Origin of the sequence: Allomuricauda sp. NFXS6 (assembly GCF_040148835.1) — a bacterium.
In the GTDB taxonomy this organism is placed as follows: Bacteria; Bacteroidota; Bacteroidia; order Flavobacteriales; family Flavobacteriaceae; genus Flagellimonas.
The window spans coordinates 213,388-231,780 of the sequence record NZ_JAGEMG010000003.1 but is presented as its reverse complement, the minus strand read 5'-3'; the positions used below and the strand labels follow the sequence as shown (position 1 = coordinate 231,780).

14 protein-coding genes and 1 pseudogene are annotated in these 18,393 nt (G+C 37.2%); 4 read left to right on the top strand and 11 right to left on the bottom strand.

Annotation, left to right across the window (positions count from 1 at the left end; all coding sequences use genetic code 11):
• Positions 1-6 precede the first annotated feature (6 nt).
• From J4E06_RS06520 to J4E06_RS18405, 6 genes and pseudogenes are all read right to left on the bottom strand, one after another.
• Complete coding sequence (locus J4E06_RS06520; protein ID WP_349523228.1) at positions 7-1,368, bottom strand: ATP-binding protein; 1,362 nt, start codon at positions 1,366-1,368, stop codon at positions 7-9.
• Positions 1,369-1,545: 177 nt separating this feature from the next.
• Positions 1,546-1,689 (bottom strand): hypothetical protein, encoded by a 144-nt coding sequence (locus tag J4E06_RS06515; RefSeq protein WP_349523227.1) that lies wholly within the window; start codon positions 1,687-1,689, stop codon positions 1,546-1,548.
• Positions 1,690-1,693: 4 nt separating this feature from the next.
• Positions 1,694-3,550 (bottom strand): alpha/beta fold hydrolase, encoded by a 1,857-nt coding sequence (locus J4E06_RS06510; protein ID WP_349523226.1) that lies wholly within the window; start codon positions 3,548-3,550, stop codon positions 1,694-1,696.
• 12 nt (positions 3,551-3,562) lie between these two features.
• The gene (locus J4E06_RS06505; RefSeq protein WP_349523225.1) at positions 3,563-4,396 is read right to left on the bottom strand and encodes an alpha/beta hydrolase; all 834 of its coding nucleotides are present in this window, start codon (positions 4,394-4,396) and stop codon (positions 3,563-3,565) included.
• 116 nt (positions 4,397-4,512) lie between these two features.
• The gene (locus J4E06_RS06500) at positions 4,513-5,100 is read right to left on the bottom strand and encodes a helix-turn-helix domain-containing protein (protein ID WP_349523224.1); all 588 of its coding nucleotides are present in this window, start codon (positions 5,098-5,100) and stop codon (positions 4,513-4,515) included.
• A 232-nt stretch (positions 5,101-5,332) separates the two neighbouring features.
• Positions 5,333-5,443, bottom strand: a pseudogene (locus J4E06_RS18405) (integrase core domain-containing protein); the annotation flags it as partial.
• Between the two features lie 1,193 nt (positions 5,444-6,636).
• Between J4E06_RS18405 and J4E06_RS06495 the strand changes: the two are divergent.
• From J4E06_RS06495 to J4E06_RS06485, 3 genes are all read left to right on the top strand, one after another.
• Entirely contained in the window at positions 6,637-6,987 is a 351-nt protein-coding gene (locus tag J4E06_RS06495) for a helix-turn-helix domain-containing protein (RefSeq protein ID WP_349523223.1), read from the top strand.
• Positions 6,988-7,059: 72 nt separating this feature from the next.
• Positions 7,060-8,724 (top strand): tetratricopeptide repeat protein, encoded by a 1,665-nt coding sequence (locus tag J4E06_RS06490; RefSeq protein ID WP_349523222.1) that lies wholly within the window; start codon positions 7,060-7,062, stop codon positions 8,722-8,724.
• Positions 8,725-8,995: 271 nt separating this feature from the next.
• Complete coding sequence (locus J4E06_RS06485) at positions 8,996-9,832, top strand: CPBP family intramembrane glutamic endopeptidase (protein ID WP_349523221.1); 837 nt, start codon at positions 8,996-8,998, stop codon at positions 9,830-9,832.
• Between the two features lie 729 nt (positions 9,833-10,561).
• Here J4E06_RS06485 and J4E06_RS06480 read toward each other — a convergent pair.
• The 3 genes from J4E06_RS06480 to J4E06_RS06470 all read right to left on the bottom strand — a co-directional run bounded on the left by J4E06_RS06480 (position 10,562) and on the right by J4E06_RS06470 (position 14,170).
• Entirely contained in the window at positions 10,562-12,070 is a 1,509-nt protein-coding gene (locus J4E06_RS06480; RefSeq protein ID WP_349523220.1) for a M61 family metallopeptidase, read from the bottom strand.
• Positions 12,071-12,111: 41 nt separating this feature from the next.
• Entirely contained in the window at positions 12,112-12,381 is a 270-nt protein-coding gene (locus J4E06_RS06475) for a hypothetical protein (RefSeq protein ID WP_349523219.1), read from the bottom strand.
• Positions 12,382-12,658: 277 nt separating this feature from the next.
• Complete coding sequence (locus J4E06_RS06470) at positions 12,659-14,170, bottom strand: amidohydrolase family protein (protein WP_349523218.1); 1,512 nt, start codon at positions 14,168-14,170, stop codon at positions 12,659-12,661.
• A 426-nt stretch (positions 14,171-14,596) separates the two neighbouring features.
• Here J4E06_RS06470 and J4E06_RS06465 point away from each other — a divergent pair, with 426 nt between their 5' ends.
• The gene (locus tag J4E06_RS06465) at positions 14,597-15,349 is read left to right on the top strand and encodes a helix-turn-helix domain-containing protein (protein WP_349523217.1); all 753 of its coding nucleotides are present in this window, start codon (positions 14,597-14,599) and stop codon (positions 15,347-15,349) included.
• Between the two features lie 259 nt (positions 15,350-15,608).
• On the opposite strand, the gene J4E06_RS06460 is transcribed toward J4E06_RS06465, so the two are convergent.
• Positions 15,609-16,688 (bottom strand): serine hydrolase domain-containing protein, encoded by a 1,080-nt coding sequence (locus tag J4E06_RS06460; RefSeq protein ID WP_349523216.1) that lies wholly within the window; start codon positions 16,686-16,688, stop codon positions 15,609-15,611.
• A gap of 121 nt (positions 16,689-16,809) precedes the next feature.
• Positions 16,810-18,354, bottom strand: coding sequence for a serine hydrolase (locus J4E06_RS06455; RefSeq protein WP_349523215.1), 1,545 nt, complete (start codon positions 18,352-18,354; stop codon positions 16,810-16,812).
• Between the last annotated feature and the right edge of the window lie 39 nt (positions 18,355-18,393).

The window sequence follows — 18,393 nt, the reverse complement described above, 5'->3', positions numbered from 1 at the left end:
TTTCCATTATTCCACGGCAAAATTATGGACAAAATAATCAATATAACTCGGGAGTTGTGTCCCCAGATAATAAGGCAGGTTCATCAATAGATAAGGTGTACCACTTGGGGTTACTGAATTTTGGATTTTAAATTCTCCTGCGTACATTCTAATGGCATACGGGTGGCCTACCCTATCCATAAATTGATGAAGGGATTTCAATGTGCCTGTTGCGCCCGATTTTATTTCTATCGGAATGACCTTGTCACCAAACTGATATACCAGGTCCACTTCTGAAGAAGCCTGCTTTTTCTCACGAACCCAGAAATGTGGTATTGAGTTGGTAATGGAATTCAATGATATTACCTCTTGTATGACCAAGTGGGGTATTATGGCCCCTTTAAATGCATTGCTGAGATCTTCCATACCCAAAAGTTGGGCTTGTATTCCCAAGGTATAGTTTACAATGCCAGTGTCCAAAAACTGAAGTCTTGGTGATTTACTGACATTTGGCTTGATAGGCGGTTCAATATCCGTTGTGGGATAGACCAACTGTATGATTTTAGCTGCATCCAGGTTTCTCATCGCTTCCCCCACTTCCCTCGACCGATAATTGGAGTTCCCAAAATTTTGAAATTTAATTCTTTGGTCAATGTATAGGTGGGCAGTATCCATAATATGCTTGATTACCCTTCTTTCACTTTCACCTGAAGTATACTTTTCCACATCGTTCTTATAGGTTCCCCAAATACTTTCATAGACCCTGGGCAACTCGGCCAAATTATTGCTCTCTATATCTGTGCTCACAATTTCGGGCATTCCCCCAATAATGGCATACCTATGGAAAAGTTCAATCAATATTTTATGTGCTACCGGTTTGACAGGGAGGGAATCCAACTGTTCCAAAGCCGTATGGTGACCAATCGCCTCTAAGTATTCATGAAAATTCAACGGATATAGGTATAAATACTCAATGCGGCCAACAGGAAAGTTCTCCACATCCTTTATGGCAAACTCCAATAGTGATCCAGCTGCTATTACATTCAATTCAGGTACTTCTTCATAGAAGTAACGTAGCGACTGAATGGCTTTGGGCAACTCCTGTATCTCATCGATAAAGAGCAATGTATCCCCTTGACCCTTTGAACTTATATTATTGGACAGAAACAAGGCCTCCACAAGTGTTCCGACTTCATCATATCTCTCAAAAAATTCCCTGTCAGCCGATTTTTCAAGATTCAGGTAGATATAATGTCCATAATTATTGGCAAATTCTCCAACCAGGGTAGTTTTTCCAACCTGTCGGGCACCTCTTAGTATTAAAGGCTTCCTATTCTTGGCGATTTTCCAGTTCTCCAAATAGGAAATTATATGTCTTTTAAAATTCATATTTTAAATATATGTAACAAAGTAAGGGTAATTTATTCTAATATTTGTAACAAAGTAAGGGTAATTTAATTGTTTATTTGTAACAAAATAAGGTATCCATTGGATTAACCGCCACTTGTGTACAACTAACTAGTTTCAATTGATATCTATGATCCTAGAAAAAAAAGTCCATCCACCCTATGCAAAAAACCCTTGGACATAAAGTCCAAGGGCCTCCTTTTTACATCTCTGCTTCTTGACCATAGACTTGTTGAGAATCGGTGCGATATCAAGGGGTCTTCTACCCAGCAGCTCTTCCAGAAAGCCATCCTTCTTGTTCATGGACTTACTTCAAAATATCAATAATATCATGAAACCCCTTCAGGATTGCCGTGTCAATTGGTTTATATCCCTTTACATTTGATATTTTAAAATCTGCTCCTTCTTCTTTGAGAAAATCAACTACAGCTTTTTTATTATTTTCAACTGCATGATGAATCGGAGTATATCCAGTTTTGTTTTGTTCATTGATTTGAGCTCCATTATCCAATAAAAGCCCAACTATAGCTTTATGCCCATAAAATGCAGCCCAATGTAAAGGACAACGGCCCGAATTATTTTTTCTGGTATCCAATGCATTAACATCAGCACCCTTTGCAATTGCATTTTCAGCCTTTTGAAGATTTCCTGAAATACATGCATCCCATAATGTTTCTTGGGATGGTGAGACTTTTACCGGATATTCAATTGGTGGCAATGTCAGTTTAGCTGGAAAAACATTTTTGTTTCCTGAAATAAAATCAACTACCAAACTTGGGAAGGAAGAGTTATATTCATATAACTCATATAAAGCATTATGTGTACCTTCTACAACTTCAATTAAATGGCCATTTTTTAAACCCATTAAGACTTCATGTGCATTTTCAATGGGCGTTGCTATATCCCAAGTACCATGAACCAATAAAACTGGAACTTCCGATTGGACGTTTTTTCTAAAGTTGGTTCCCAGGTCTTTTTCATTCCAAATACCCTCTCGCATCGTATATCCGTAATTAATGTCACCCAGAATATGAATTGCTTTATCATTTTTTATCTCTGACCTTCGTTCATCGCTAACCCCTGAAGCAAAATCCATGGCATTACTCATTGCATTTGGGGCTGAAACCTTATGCAAACTCAAAGCAAATTTTGCTGGAATAGTATAATCACCATAATACATATTCAAAATTAGGTTAGGCCAGTCCAATGGTCTATTTCTTTTTCCGGCCCTGTACATAAGTGCAGCTTGTGCCGCAAACTTATCGACTAAAACATCGATTTGGTGATCCCCTTTTCTTAATACCACTTTTTTCGGTTTCTTTTCAATTCTTTTTATAACCTGCCTGATCACGTACATCAACCCCTTGTTTGGAATTTTGCCATTGAAATAATCTGAATTTTCCGCACTTAGTGCAATTCTTTCCAATACATTTAATTTATGTGATGGCATATCCCAAGTATGGTCTGGACCTTCAACACCATGAAAAATAGCTCGTTCAACGATATCGGGAAATTTTCTTAACGTATGAAGTCCCAAATGAGCCCCATAACTTCCGCCTATGAGGATGATTTTATCATATCCAAAAGCTTTTCTTAAATCGTTAATGTCTGATGCGCTTTCATCAGTATTATAAGCTGAAATATCTACACCTTCTGCCTTCCAATATGCTCTACATTCCAAAGCCAACTTTCTCAATGCATCCTGTAAGTTTTCTCTTGACAAAGTCTCATTAATGGGTATTATCTTTTCCCCTTTACAAGTTAAACTTGGCACTGAATTCCCTGCGCCCCTTTGGTCAAAAATAACTACATCCGCAAAACTGCTATAAAAGGTTGCCTCATCAAACAGCTCCTCTTTTGCTAAAGCGTCAATATATGAACCACCTGGTCCTCCTGCTAACAAAAAAATTGGTTTCGCAGAAACTTTAGACTTTGATTTTATCCGATAATAAGCAATTGAGATTGTTCGCCCGCCATCGACACCTCTGTTTTCAGGCACATAAAACATCCCAGATTCAACAGTCAGTTTTTTTCCGTTTTCTGAAGTAACATTCTTTGGATTGGAGGTTAAATAATATGGTTTTTCCTTGTGTTGGGCAACGATATTTTGAGTACAAAAAAAGACAAACGCAGCCAACGAGATGATAATCGATTTGTTTCCCATTTGTTAAGCTAATTATCTCTTATTAAAAATGTGGTCCACACCAATGGCAGCTGTCAAATAATGATTGGTTTGATGTGTTGCATTTGGCATATAAAATGATTTCCATTTAAAAGTTTCAGGTGCGTTGCTATTTAAAGTTTGAATAGTTAATTCGAATGCATTTTTCATTTTGTTCACCTCTTTCTTTCCCATGCTAATAAACAAATCACCATCTACCTGTTTATTCTTCGAAAGAAACTCACCAAACTGCTTGACAAATACATTATTCTCCCTCCATAGTGCAGGACTTAGCGCAATACGAGCATCAAATAATTTTGGCCTTGCCATAATGGAATACATGACTAGCAATCCCTCCCTTGAATGCCCAATCACGATTTTTTTGGATACATTGTAATTTTCTTTGACAAAACGTATAACCTCCTTTTCAATGAAATCAAGATAATTGTCCGCTTCACCAAGAGAAGAGTCTTTGTCATCCAAGTCTTGTTTTAAAAAAGGCGGCGTCAAATCTCTTTGCCTTGATTTTTGATCAATGTTTGTTACGCCCACAACGATAACATCGGGTATATTACCTACACGGGACAATAAGCTTAAATCATGAACCACTGAGTATGTTAAGGAGTTTCCTCCAAGTACGAATACAACCGGATACTTTTTGTTTGCAACATAATTTCTTGGCTTTTTTATAATTATTTCCCTTTTCTCCTTAAGAAATGAAGACTGTATTGTAACCTTATCGTAAGATGAAGGTGTATCTGATGAATCTACAATTATCAATGTTACAATAGCAGACAAGAATGCAGCTGCAACAATAAGTATTATCGTATAGATATTTCTTTTGTCCATTTTTAAAATACGTTTTGGGCCATTCATAATTATTTTGGCAAACCTATGATAAGCTGACAAAAGAAGAGAAAAGATGGTCTGTCATTGACACGACATTTACGTGACAATTACCATTATTAGAATAAAAGAGGTATTAGCGAAGTCCAGTTCGAAGAATTGTTTTTAATACTTCTGTTTATTTGGAATACCACTAACACAGCTATTCCACTTAAACCAAAATATACTAAGATTGGTGTCGGAAATAGTTTTCCAACAACATATTGGCCATCAAAAAAATTTATGAACAAAGGAGTTAAAAATACCATGATAGCGGTAAAGCATATCCAGATTACTTGAAAGCTTAATACCTTTTTACAAATGAGGCTTGACTCAGCTGACCAATCATTATTTTTCCATATTACAAATGGAACCAGCAGAAAAACAATAGGAAACGTCAAGACTAAAAGGTTAGCCATGAAAAACCTATTGAGCTTTGCATCACTACTTAAACCTGAATCAGTCTCTTTGACCATTTCTGTGTTAAACTCATCCAATGTCGTATGTAGCACCTCTGCTAATTTTCTTATGGTATACGGCCTTGGAGTCACTTCACCTCTTTCTATCCGCTGTATGGTCCGCACTGAAATTCCAGACATCTCTGATAATTCTTCTTGTGATAATTTTTGCATGTTACGCAATTGTAGCATTTTCTCATTGAGCTTCATCGTTGCTTTTATTTACTTCAAGAAATTCTAGTTCATCTAAATATGCACATCCTACAGGCTTACCCTTTATCGAACAATCCTAAATTCATCAATTTTTTAAAGTGACCTCCTCCCAAAATTAGGTGCCGGTCTCAACTAGGGAATCCGGGCTGTTTTCATTCATTTCAATGTATTCATTGGGAGATATGTCTCCCAACGAGCTGTGCGGTCTATAGTTGTTATAGTCCGCTTACCAAATATCGAACTTTTCCTGGGCATCCTCCAAAGAGAAGAACCAATTGACGTTCAGGCATTCGTCCTTAAATGAGCCATTAAAACTTTCGATAAAAGGGTTGTCCGCTGGTTATTCACGGTTAGAAAAGCGCAGTTTGATCTTGCTCTCAAAGGGTCATTGGTACATTCTTTTACTGACGAAACCACTTCCTTAATCCACATAAGCACCTACCGGATATGGGGCCACGTCGCTAGTTATTTGATTGCAAATACATTCAGGGGTTCAGTATACCATGATTATCCCAAAGCAACCCCTAGCTTTTAAACAAACAAGTGTTCGCGCTTGTTTCTCTAACTTAAAACCTATCCAGCTTAACGAGATGAGACCCAATAACACCATAAAAACGGACCCTTGATTTGTAAGGTATAGTCCTATTTATGCATTTCAAAAAATCGCTTGTTAATTCGTGTCGTTTTGCAGAAATTGGGTCCAAAACATCGATACAGGTATTGCGTTGGAGTTGACGTTCATTGTATAATTTATAAATAAGTAATTTTACAATTAAATGAAGGTAAATATTGATTAGTTACTTATTTATAATAGGCATTGCCCAGGGCGTTCTTTTGGGGCTCAATTTTTTTCAAAAGAGCAGGCTAAAACCACCATATATATGGCTGGCCCTTTTGATTTTAGCTGCAACTGTATTAATTGGTGATTCATGGATCGCTTATAAAAACCTTGGCCTTAAATATCAGTTTTTTCATTTATTCTCCTCCGCTGTTGTTTTTCTCCTCGGACCTTTTTTGTATTTCTTTGTGAAATTTAATTCAGATCAACGTTCCAAAAAACTTCCAAAAATTAGCATTGGTTTTCATTTTATTCCTTTTTTAGTCTTTCTTTTTGTTCTAATATATTTTTCATTTTTAGCCAAAGAAAATATTTCAACTCAGGTATTTCATCCTGAATATACCCTCAAGGCAAACAGTCCTAATATCATAGTACCGCTAGTTAAATTGGCTCATTTATTGGTATATTCTTTACTCTCTACACAATTACTTTCGTACACTTTGGACAGTGCCAAAAGTTTACTTAGAATATTAATTTTTGGATTCTTAATTCTTCAAGGTATTATTTGGGTATTTTTTTTAATCACCATTATTTATAATTCCCAATTGTTTCAATCAACCGATGTAATCTTGGGAGTCGTCATTTCCATTTCAGTCTATATTTTTGGATACCTAAACTTGAAGCAATCAGATATCCTTCCAATAACCGTCAGTAAGGTTTTAAAAAAAAAATACAGAACATCCAATTTAAAAAAGTTGCAAAGCGAGGATCTTTACGAAAAGCTGATCGACTTTCTGGAAAAAGAAGAACCTTATTTAGATCCGGAGATAACACTTAAATCATTGGCTTCACAACTTCACCTTTCGCCACATCAACTATCCCAAGTGATAAACGAAAATTCCGATTTTAATTTTTCCAACTTAATCAATCACTACCGTGTAAAGAAGTTTAAAGTCTTGATTACCGAGAGAAGCTACAAGAACCATACCTTGTTGTCCATTGCATTGCAAAGTGGTTTTAACAATAAAAACAGTTTTAACCAAGCCTTTAAAAAAGAAACAGGCACAACCCCGTCGCAATATCGAAAGTCCCTATCTCCAAAATAATTTGTCATTAATTATAAATATGGGCGATTTGTAACCCTATGTTCCGCATTATTGCTGTAAAAATCTTATTACATGAGCAATAGAAGGGTTATATCAACAATTGTCCTTGTCCTATCCATAACTATCGGCAACGCACAGTCAGTAGAGGAAATCAGGAAAGCTAAAGACTTATTGGCATCTCAAAACTACGAACAGGCTGCTTTGTCCTATCAGCGTATCATTAATGGTAATCCATCCAATGGGGAATACTATTATCATCTTGCGGAATGCTTTTATAAACTAGAGCGGTACGATGATGCCGCCATGAATTACTTACAAAGTTTTGAAGTCGGCTTCAAATATGGCACATGTATCAAAAAACTATCAATGTGCTTCGCAAATACCGGTGATAAAGAAAAAATGCTTTATTGGCTCCACAAAGGCTTGAACACTCCCAAAAGCTTAACATTCAATGATATTCTTTCAATCCCAGAATTCGATTCATTTAGGAAAAGTGACACATTTAGAAGCCTCTACCCAAAAGATTCCACGCTTTCAAGAAACAAAAAATGGGAAAAGGATATACTTTTTTTAAAAGAACGGTTTGAAAGGAAACATTATGACGTATTTGGACAGGTCAGTGCTACTGAATGGGACTCCGATTTTAAAAACCTCATAGGCTCCATTAAAACAATCTCGGACGCTGAAATACTCGTCGAACTAATGAAAATCACCAAAAAAATAGGAGATGGGCACACTTTTATAAGGCCACCACTATCCGGTCAGTTCAAATTTCATTATTTCCCTTTCAAATTATTTGCTTTTGATGAGGGGCTCCATGTCTTGGAAACCACAGAAAAATATAAGGAGACCTTAGGTTGGAGGCTTACTAAAATCGAAAATGTCCCTATTGATGAAGTTGTTGAAACCGTTAGCCAGACAATTCCCGTGGACAATGAATTCGGTCTTGAGGAGCGCTTGGATTACAACCTTATGATTTCAGAGGTGCTATATGTCCTTGGGATAATCGACAAGGATAAAAAAGTGGTCTTTTCATTTCAAAACGACTCCAACGAATCTTTGGAAATCATTGTTGAACCAGGCACTTTCAATCCGATGAACATGACGGAAAGGTTGGTGGATAGATTAAAGGAAAAACCAATATACCTGAAAAATGAAAACAAATTCTTTTGGCATCAAAAATTGGAGCACCTTAACGCCATGTACCTTAAAATCAATATTAATTTATCCACCCCTGATCGAAATATCAAAGAGTATTACAATGAAGTGTTCGATAGTATTTCCGAAAAAAAGGTAAAAAATCTAATTATAGATATCCGTCATTGCCCAGGGGGCAATTCCTTTAACAACAAAACTTTGATTCAAAATATTTTGACAAATAAAAGCTTGGATAAAGAAAATGGAATATTCACCATAATCGGTAGAAGGACCTTTTCCGCTGCCATGAATCTAGCAACGGAATTAGAAAGCTGGACCGATACAAGGTTTATTGGGGAGCCAACTGGATCCAAGCCCAACTTTATCGGGGAGACCAATTTTATCACCTTGCCCAATAGTGGGATCAACGTAAGTATTTCTGATGCCTACTGGCAAAAAAGCAATTCTTGGGATAAACGAAATTACATTGCCCCAGACATATACGCTCCGATAACGTTCCAAGGCTATATAGATGGCAAAGATCCCTCATTGAACGCTATAGAGAACATAATTCTGAATAAAAACAATAATATGCATTAAAGCGTCAAGCGTTTATGAGCTATTGGATATATATTTTAAAAAATAAATCAATAGATGCCCAGCCGTCAACAGCGAGTATGATTTTGTCTTCAAGACTTTGATTTTTCCTAATTGCAAGAGTGCACTTGAAATGATTATATGTAATTGTGCCTCTTATTTAGCAATATTTGAAACACCACAAAATGATTTGGACCATAAATTAGATGCCTTTAAGCTTACCTTCATATGGTAAACCTTCCTCTTTCAGATTATTAGCACTCAATTACAGCCTATGGACACAGCATATCAAAATACCAAGAAGCAGCTTGTTTTATTTTTTTTATTTACTTACGGAATATCATGGTTTCTTTTTTTCATTGGTCATAAAACCGACGTACTACCGATCATTCTATTAGGTATTTGGTCCCCATCGATCACCTCCATAATCCTAAGTGCATATTTCTTTGGAAAAAAGGGGGTATTACAATTACTGGGCAGGTTTAAACGGGTTAAAATCAAATGGTATTGGTGGATACTGTTGTTATTTCTTCCGGCCTCCATACATTTTACCGGCCGTTCCCTATGGCAATTGTTTTATGATGGTGAAATAAAGGCCTCCATTTTAAACAGTTCCTATTGGTTAGGGGCTATTATCCCTTCGATTCTGATTGCAGGTTTAGGAGAAGAACTGGGTTGGAGAGGGTTCGCACTACCAAGGCTTCAAAGACATTTTCCACCGGTTTTAGCATCATTTATACTGGCTATAGTACATTTGTTATGGCATTTGCCAACCTATTGGCTTGGACAGGGTATACATAATGTTCCTTTTATCTACATACTTGCCTTTGCGCTCCCCTGGACCTTTATCTTTAACTGGCTTTATAACAAATCTGGAGGCAGTTTGATTTTTGCAGTTGGATTTCATGCTATTTCCAATGCTTCGCTCTCCATAGTCAGTTTTATGCCTTGGGAAAGTAAAGTTCCGATAACCCCAGAACTGTTAACACAATGGTCTTTCCCCATAGAATTGGGCGGTCCGTATCTTAGCGTGTGTGCTGTTTATTTCATTGTAGCGATAATTGTCGTTCTTAAGGGTAAATTCAACCAAACAAACATTGATATACCATAAACGATGATATATCCATTTCGATAGCTGTAATCCTGACTTAATCTGGATTTCAAATTGAGAGGGGTTTTTCAAGAAAGTTGCAATTTCTTGTCGTGTGCTGCCCTTTTTAAAGTGTTGTACATGGTTTTAAAACGTGGGTTGGCATAAAAAACAGCTGCTCGCTTTTTATTTGGTGTGTAAATAAGCATGCTGAACTCAGACCCAACCAAAAAAGATAAAAAATGGGTTAAAGAATGGATGACGGAAATGATGGAAATAATTCAGCAAATAACCAATGACTGAAAGTAAAAATGGTTATAAAAAATATGGAGCTATCATTCATTTAAACCAAGGGTAAGGATACACAAACAGGAAAATTGCTGGGAACAGGATTTTTTTTTGGGGGGACACATCATTTGTTTCAGTAATCGCGACACTTAAGGTTTCTTATGCTTCAGAAAAACCAAGTTATATGATGTTTGGGACAATTCTTCAACATCAATTTCTGAAGAACGGCCATTGATTTTGAAAAACATCTTATTGGATCTAATGTGATGTTAATTTCAGGAAGAATGCTGTACTATTCGTGTTTTTTTGAGGTGGAACACCCTATCCCACTCTATTTGAAATGATGTGAATTTTTTCATTGGAACTGAAAATTAGAAGCCAGCTATAGAAATGGGCCATACCCTATATTTGGTCAAATTACCAGACCAAGTTACCTCTCCTATTTAAAGAAACTAAGCCTTGCTAGGGTCTTTTTCCATAACTTCTATTAAGTAATGGCTTAGCATCCATTTCCTTGGATAAATAAACGGCATCTGCAAAACTGTCCATAATCAACCCGCTTTCTTTCAAATACGACTCAACATCAATCTTCTCTGTACCATAGATATATTTATCAAAAAAGAGATGATAATCTTCACCGCTGATCTCCGATACCATATTCTCGACATCTTTTGTAGTGATTTTTAATCCCCTTTCCCCAAATCTATTTTTTAGTTCAAACATGACATCATCCAGATTTTTCCGATTTTCCGTTGCTTTCCTTATTTCAAAATCAAGAATTAGTGCTATGGTTGCACCTCCACCATAAAGCAACAACCAGTTTTTATGTTTTTCCTTCCCCGCATTAACCAAACTTGTGCTTTCCACAGGCCACATGCTCTTTGCGACTATATATCGCGAGATATATTTCTCTAACTTTTTGAGATAAAGTTCTTCATCTATCATTCCGGTTCGGAGCAAGGACAGGCTTGCATAATATTCAGTGAAACCCTCAGTGAACCAATAAAGGGATTCGGGATCTTCTCCGACCAGAAAGAAATTTCCATTCCAATAATGGAATAATTCATGAGCCATGGTATTGCCCCAAACAATAAACCGATCATCGATTCTGTTAGCGGTAATGACCTGGTTGAAACTATCATGAAATGCTTCGCCGTCGTCGACATCCGCCTCCCGGATGGAAACCATGTAATTTCTTTTATCACTACCACCAAAAATTCGATTAAATTCAACAAGCTGAAGTTTCAACAAATCCACAAATGAATCGCTATGCTCCTCCAACACTTTATCAATGGCCATAATCAAATTCATATTATCATATGGAATCCTTACGTGATAAAAATCTCCGACTACCAGGCTGTTATTAACAAGGTTTATCCAAGAGTCCACATAATAGGAATTAGTGCCGTTTTCTTCCCAATTGGTTCCTATTTTCCATGTTTTGGGGATATTAAAAGTAACTTTGGCGTCTTTAACGCCTGGCGAATAAACAAACAATGCTTTGGTAACCAGAAAATGTGCTCTGTCCGTAACCTCAGGCCGTGAGTCGATACCCCCTGCCTCAGTCCAGTCATAATCCGAATGATTGAAATGAACATTGTAACTTAGACGGATTGTGGTACCATTTTTGGCATTTACCTTCCATTTACCCCACCCCTCTTTTTCAACTAATTCATATTCCAATGGCTTTCCTGCTTCATCGGTTATTTCCAATGTGTCGACAAAGGTCGCCCATCCATGTGTTAGCCATGGGTGACCCCATGAAACCATCTTGACGACATTCTCATGTAAGACAAGAGTTGCACTGACAGTAGCCATATTTCTGCTTTCTTCCGAAAAATGTATTTGATAATTGGCCTGATATTTATCTTCAGAAAATGCAAACGCTACGTTCGCAATTAGCAGAATTAGTACAAATACAACTGCCTTGGAATAGCAATTTGGAAAAATAGTCGGTTTGAACATCTTCATTTTAATTTATAATTGAATTATTGTTTCGAATGGAGCAATAGCTATTCCAGAAGCACAGCGTTAACTTTGAAATCCTTAAACTTGTTTAAACCAAATTGCAGCCCAATAGTATTGGCCTCAATAGATTTTTTTAGCCGTTGCGTCCGTAATTCAGTACTGCATATAACTAGGGCAACAAGGGAGATTGCAGTTGCTTTTTCATCAATTGAAATGTGCCTTGTGATATGATTAATTTTCATACCCTTTACCATTCGGATTCTTGTCCCATCTTGCTTATAATTGAATCCTGAAATATTTTTATCCATTCTCATTGTCTTCCTGATTGATCTGAGATTTTCCGCCATCAGCTAGTTATCCTTCCTTTGACACTCGCCTTCATTGTCAATACTAGTAATTAACAGTTAAAATAAATATAGTGACATTGATCTACCGCTACTAAAGGTGCTTAGTTTCAATTGCGCATTCAAGGGAACTTAACCTTTAGCTTCTACTTAAAGATTAAGGTTCGGTTTTTCTAAAATTATTTAACTTTTTATTGCAAAAAGTCCCGAATCATGAATAAACACCAATAAAACCTGATGTTCAAAGTTATTTGGAAATCAAGTGTTCCAAAAAATTCCCCATGGTGACAAACCAGCCACTCTTTTTTTGCGCAGATTCCCTCATAGTGACAATATCCTCTTCTGCATAAAATTTGTTCCGGAATATCATACCTTTTGGATTGCGAAGGGTTTCAATGTTCTCCAGTGGGTTTGACTCCAGAAACAATATATCTGCAGTAAAACCTTCTTTGACCCTTCCAATGGTGTCGGACATTCCTAGCACTTCGGCGGCATTGATGGTGCCCGCCTTAATTATTGAATGATTAGGCACCCCAGCTTCCTTCCAGAGTGCAATCTCTTCGTGGAGAGTGGACCCTGCAATGGTCAAATTGGGCCCACTGTCCGTCCCCAAAAGCAATACCACACCTTGATTATAAAATATTTTGGTCAGCTTACTTAAATAAGCATCTTTCTTGCTGATTCCATCGACATACTTTGTTTCTAAATCCAAATAGCCAGAAGTTTGACGCTTACCTATAAAACGACTCATTGGAGCGATGTTTTTTTCTGGAATGGAATCTAGAAAAGCTTCACCCTCAGTCGCTGTTCTTTGCAACTGATGGTAAGCGGATAGTGTAATACAAATAGGCATATTGGCTTCTTTAAATTCATTTGCAATTTGTACCGCCAATGAATCATTAATTTTACGCTTCATATAGGTGTTAAAAACCTCTTCGATATGTTCAAAGCTTTTAACACCAGAGTTTAAGAATTCAAACCTTGGCACACTGTTTACCGGATGACCTGCCACCGCAACCTCCATACTATCCGCTGTTTCCATAATTGCTTGAAATTGTTCTTCACTCAACCCATTATAAACCTTAATAAAATCATATCCCTTAGCGACATAATTGCCGACCATTTGTTTAGTCTCATCGACATTGCCCACCTTTTTATGAAAAGGACCTTTATTGTTTCCAGCATTTAAAGTAGGACTTGCAGTTATCATTCTGCTTCCCAAGAGATTTTCTTTCTGAAGCTGTTCCTTGAAACGTAAATGCATAGGAAAGCCCATCATATTTCTTACCGTTGTTACTCCATATGATAAATATTGCGTAAGGTCTGCTTGGTCCAAAATGTGTGTATGCATTTCTATTAATCCCGGCATCGCGTACAATCCTTCCATATCCATCACTTCATACCCATCATATTCTGTCAGTGAGTCTGGTGTGATCCCCGTGATGACACCATCGCTAATATAAATGGTTTGATTTTCAAGGATTCCTAAAAAATCAGAAGTTAAATATGTCATTCCTGAATCTGGTTTGGGCTTGGAAGCTGCTAAATCGGAAGAGTACTCCATTTTCAAAACATTTACATTGGTTAGCATAACCTTTGCCAATTTTTTATTGTTCACCTGTTTTGTCAATGCATCTTGATTAGTAGCTAGCACTATTGAAATTACAGACAGCAAAACGATTAACGTGAGGATTGCAATCAATACCAATCCTATGACTTTAAGTATTCGAATCATCTTCTTTTTTTTACAAATAACCATTTTTTTGATTTCTGAAACTTACAACATCGTCATTTGGGAATAAATATTTGGAAGACCATGAAGTTTACTTTCGATATTACCTAAATATTCTATAGTTTAACCAAAACAAATATTCCATTGGGATTCGGTATTTCAGAAATACTCCATACTGTATTGATTTTTCAAGGAATTTCGATTGCGCTATTACTGTTTGTAACCAAACGGGGCAAAGCCAGTGTCAACGTTATTCTTGGATTGACCCTGCTAATTCTTGCCATCCATATGACCTTAAATTTCTTAGAGTCTAATCTGGACCTACGAATTTTGGCACTCAATGATACCCTTGGATTTCTATATGGCCCATTGATATGGCTCTATGTTCATAACATCATAAACAAAGGGCAATCAAACCGCACATGCTATTGGTTATTTTTTAGCCCCTTTTTAGTGGCAACACTACTATTATTTCTTTCGGACTTTTCTTTTTTTGGTCCTTTGATCCTTCTTCAAACCTTGATTTATCTGGCTCTTTCAATAAAGGAAATCAAACTTTATCATACCGTTGTCAAACAAACAAATGCCAATAGTGATGCTTCATTGAACTGGCTCAATCAGTTTATAGGAGGTGTAGTCATACTTTTCCTGTTTGACCTGATCAGGAACATTCTTTCGATACAAGGACCTTTTTCAGGAAATGGACCGCTCTATAATATCCTGATAGTTCTCCTTGTGGTCATGATTAACCTCGTTGTATTTAAAAGTCTTAATCACTCCACCAAATTCCTTGGAATATCTGAAGTTGAAAAGAAAATTGAGGAAGACAAGAAAGAGATACATCTTGAACTGGATAGCGCAGAAATCCAATCCTTTGCAGAAAGGATGGAATCATTTCTTATAAAAAATGAAACCTTTCGAAAAGCTGAATTGACCATCCTCGAATTTTCAGAACTTGTCAATGAAAGCCCTAGAATCGTATCACAGGTCATCAATACCTATTTTGGAACCAATTTTTCTGATTGGATCAACAACCATCGTCTTGATCATGCAAAAAATCTTTTAAAAAGCACCACAAACAGAGAAAAGAACATCAGTCAGATATTGTTCGAATCAGGATTCAATTCCACCTCCAGTTTTTACCATACCTTTTCAAGAAAAGTAGGGATGAGTCCTAAGGATTTCAGAAAAAAGCACAGCATTTAGCTTACAAATCCTAACATCAATCCATTTAAGGATTCGACAAGCAATTGCCCAATAAGCATGGTCTAATCAAAACGATAGATAATCAATTGTAGAAAACCCAAACTCCCAAAATCAATTCGTTCAATGGTCTCATCACCAAGAGCAAAGAAATGGGAAGGGGACAATCAACAGTCAACAAAAACCATAAAGTGCGAACTTGCTTTTCCTTATCTGGATAGACTTATTTTGTAAAGTACTGCTTACACAATCTTACCAAAGGTTACAGTTTTAGATTCTTAATCCCATATATAAATCTGGGTGCAAAATCGATTCGGTTGCTCATACCAATTCCAAAAATCTTTTTGGAGGGCATGTAAATCATATTGGACTGAAAACCATCAATCATACCACTGTGGGTAATAACTTTATGCCTTTCGTTCTCTCCAATTTCAAAACCAAATCCATAATTGCTCTCTGAACCGTCGTTTAGTTCATAGGGTCGAATGGCCATTTCCAAGGTGTTCTTACTGATTAATTTTTCACTAAACAATCCTGTCATCCATCTGTTCATATCAGCAGCTGTCGAATAAATTGCACCGGCCCCCAATGCCCAGGTAATATTGGCAAACAAATAGGTCTCTTTTTCCAATGTCTTGTGTTCATCCCTGGTTATGTTGTATCCTGATACTTGACCCTTTTTTATAATCCCAGGAGTTCCCCAATAGGTACTGTTCATCTGTAGTGGCTTAAAAATAGTTTCATCCAAATACGTTCCGATTTCCTTTTGTGTGACCGCTTCTATCAACAGTGTTAAATACGCATACCCAGCATTACTATAGTTGTATTTTTCACCGGGCTTGGTATCATTGACCACTTCCTTGGATAGGTATGCAATCATTTTTTTTCTACTTGTCGGAAGGGCGAAGACTTCCAAAAAATCTCCATTACGAAAAAATTCCTGTATTCCACTAGTATGGGAAAGCAAACTTTCAATGGTGATATTCTCTTTGGCATTGAACCATGGAAGATAGCTTTGGATGGGAGCATCAAGTGTAAGCTTACCTTGTTCCACCAATTTCAACACACTTATGGCAATAAATTGTTTGGACAGGGAACCGATGGCAAAGCAGTAATCCACTTTTAAAGGCACATCCAACTCATAATTGGCCAAACCATACGCTTTTTTTGAAATTATATGGTCTCCTTTTGAGACCAAATAGACAAAACCTGGTGTTTCCATAAACTGCTCACCGATGCTATCCACTTCCGATTCCCAGACGGCCAGTTCATTTTGGCCAAAACAGTTGAAAATCATTAGGAAAAACATAGCTAGATAGCCTAAAAGTTTGTTTCGATGCATAGTCGTTATTTTAATTGTATTGATTAAAAGTGTATTGATGGTTCGCAATCAATATGTATTGGAAATCCATCCATGGCAAAGAAGTCTGTGTCTTTAACTTACTACCCCCTAAACATGATTGCTAATCATTGGAATTTTCATCTATGTCCTGTATGATCTTCCGCATATCCGTAATCCACTCCTTGACCCAATCTTTATCTTTTTTTGCAGAGTCATTGTTAAGCATGTCAATGGTTTTATTGTAATTCTTAATGGCAAGCTCATTTTGTCCCATTTCCATATACGCTTCCGCCAGAACTTCAAAAGCTCCCGCATTATCAGGCATAGCAACAGTCGCCAACTTGATTACCCTCATCCCTTCTTCAAAATTCCCATCAAGCCAATATTTCCAGGCCAATTCATTGAATTCATGAAGTGCAAAATAATATTCATCCGCACGGGCCCTTAGACTGTCTATTTTCTGCATCAATTCTACGTCAGATATGTGGTTCATTCTAAGTGCAATTCGTTCAAATGCAGATTTTTTTATGCTTTCTGTTGGTTGATCGGTTATTATATTTCGAAATTGCTTGTGTATTTCACTCAAATAGAATGACTTTGTATTGGATACCAAAAAATAGGAATACCCTTCATCAATAGCGATATAGAAGAAACAGTTAAATCCCTCAGAACCACCGCGATGATGCACATAACGGGAGCCATCGGTAGAAGACAGTTGCCAACCTTTGCCATATTTCGTTGCAGAACCGTCCAAGAGTGTACCAGGTGTAAACATTAAATCGGTATATTCTTCATTGAGAATTGCATTATTTCGGATTGCTTGGCTAAACCTCCAAAGGTCATCCATGGTTGCATAGATTCCCCCTGGTCCCTTACTGTCCTTAAAATAATAATGGAGCATGCTCAGACTGTCCTCATGTATTTCCAATGGAACATATGCCCCCTGTTCTACGGATAATTGATGTCCTTCGGCATAATTTTCCATATCGGATAAAAGCACATCGCGCCTCGTGGAACCCATACCAGCGGCTGAAAAAATATGCTTGTAGAGCAAATCGTCGAATGATTGCTTGGTAGCCCTTTCAGCGATTCCCGCCAGTAGCATATAACCAGAATTGCTATAGCTGAACTTTTGTCCGGTATCAAACTCTTGTTTTGGTTTCAGTTCGGCATATCGTTTATAGATGGTGTCCGTATTGATGGTCCGTCCCTCTTTCAATTTGTCCTTGATCAAAGTGTCGTAATAAAACGGGATTCCGGAAGTGTGTGTAAGGAGATGTTCAACGGTAATATCCGGATATGGCATCTCGGGAAAGTAATCGATCAATTTTGAATCGAGACCAAGTTCACCCTCCTGAACCAGTTTCATGATCAAGGTAGCCGTCAATGTTTTGGAAACCGAAGCTATTTCAAACATCGTCTCTTGTTTCAATTCCTCTTTACGGGGTATATTGGCGTAGCCATAAACCCGCTTGGCAAGGATGGTAGAATCATTGGCCAAAAAAAAAGCACCATTGAACTGTCCCTCCTCATGCAAATGGGAAAGTAAGCTGTCGATTTTTTTTGAAGTGACAGTCGTCGCGTCCTCAACCTTGTTCTTACTACATGATGTAAGCAATAAAGAATTCATTGCGATGAAGAGGAATAAAGTCAGTCTTATTTTCATAGTACGGGATTTGTCCGATAGGTTCGGATTCTAGATTCA